The 1,605-nt window shown below is 66.4% G+C and carries 2 protein-coding genes; both read left to right on the top strand.

Annotated elements, in window-relative coordinates; all coding sequences use genetic code 11:
* A partial coding sequence (locus AC1DYI_RS35035) for an FAD-dependent oxidoreductase (RefSeq protein WP_477208704.1) occupies positions 1-1,090 on the top strand: 1,090 nt, incomplete at its 5' end.
* Positions 1,091-1,118: 28 nt separating this feature from the next.
* Positions 1,119-1,559, top strand: coding sequence for a nuclear transport factor 2 family protein (locus AC1DYI_RS35030; protein ID WP_477208703.1), 441 nt, complete (start codon positions 1,119-1,121; stop codon positions 1,557-1,559).
* The last annotated feature ends 46 nt before the right edge of the window (positions 1,560-1,605 follow it).

Below are 1,605 nucleotides of genomic sequence, written 5' to 3'. Positions count from 1 at the left end.
GGCACGCCCCTTCCTGGCCGATGCCGATTTCGTGCGCAAGGCGCGTGAGGGCCGCGCCGATGAGATCAACACCTGCATCGGCTGCAACCAGGCCTGCCTCGACCACACCTTTGCGGGCAAGATCACCTCGTGCCTGGTCAACCCGCGTGCATGCCACGAAACTGAACTGGTCATCAAGCCCGCCGAAACACGCAAGCGCGTCGCCGTGGTCGGTGCCGGGCCGGCGGGCTTGAGCTGCGCCGTGACAGCCGCCGAGCGCGGCCATGCGGTGACGCTGATCGAGTCAGGCGCCGAGATCGGTGGCCAGTTCAACATCGCCAAGCGCATCCCCGGCAAGGAAGAGTTCCATGAGACCTTGCGCTACTTCAGTCGCCAGATCGAGCTGAAGGGGGTTGAGCTGAGGCTCAACACCCGCGCCACGGTCGAGGCGTTGGCCGAAGAAGGCTTCGACGAGATCGTGCTGGCCACCGGCATCGTGCCTCGCCAGCCACCGATCGAGGGCGCGGACCACCCGAAGGCACTGGGCTATCTGGACGTGCTGCGTGACGGCAAGGCTGTCGGCAAGAACGTGGCCATCGTCGGCGCCGGCGGCATCGGTTTCGACGTGGCCGAGTACCTGACGCACAGCGGCGAGAGCGCGAGCCTGAACCCGTCGAAGTTCTTCGCCGAATGGGGCGTCGACCGGGGCTACACAGGCCCCGGCGGCCTGCGCAAACCGCACCTGGAGGCACCGGCGCGCAAGGTCCACCTGCTGCAACGCAAGAAGTCCAAAGTCGGCGACCAGCTCGGCAAGACCACCGGCTGGATCCACCGCACGGCCCTGAAGGCTCGCGGCGTCGGCATGACCTCGTCGGTCAGCTACCAGCGCATCGATGACGCCGGCCTGCATGTTGCGATCGATGGCGTGGAACAGACCCTGCCGGTGGACCACGTGGTCATTTGCGCCGGTCAAGAGCCGCAACGCGAGCTGCACGACAAGCTGCTGGCTGCGGGGCACAAGGTCCACCTGATCGGCGGCGCCCACGAAGCCACCGAGCTCGACGCCAAGCGCGCCATCGCCCAGGGCACCACCCTGGCGTCCATCCTCTGATGACCCGGAACCAGTTCAGGAGCCCACGATGATGCAAGCCCCCGCCCACCTCCACCCTGCCGTGGCCAAGTCGCTCGACGCGTGGCACACGCTGGTCGAACGCAAGGACCTCGACGCCCTCGAAGCCATCGTCCACCCCGAAGCGGTCTTCCGCTCGCCGATGGCGTTCAACCCCTACGGCCCGGCACCGGCGCTGCTGCTCGCGCTGCGCACGGTCATCACGATCTTCAATGACTTCACCTACCACCGCCAGTTCGCCAGCGCCGACGGCCTGAACGTGGTGCTGGAGTTCAGCGCAGTCGTCGACGACAAGCAGCTCAAGGGCATCGACATGATCCGCTTCGACGAGCAGGGCCGCATCGTCGACTTCGAAGTGATGATCCGCCCTCTGAATGCGCTGCAGGCACTCGGCGCCGCGATGGGCGCCCGGCTCGGCCAGGTGCTGCCCGGCTTCAAGCAGAAGAGCTGATTCCCACTCTTGGGCGTCTACACTGAAGTCGAAAACACATCAGGCC

The sequence above is a fragment of the Ideonella sp. P3_A4 genome (assembly GCF_056403075.1).
This window is presented reverse-complemented; position numbering and strand designations above follow the sequence as displayed.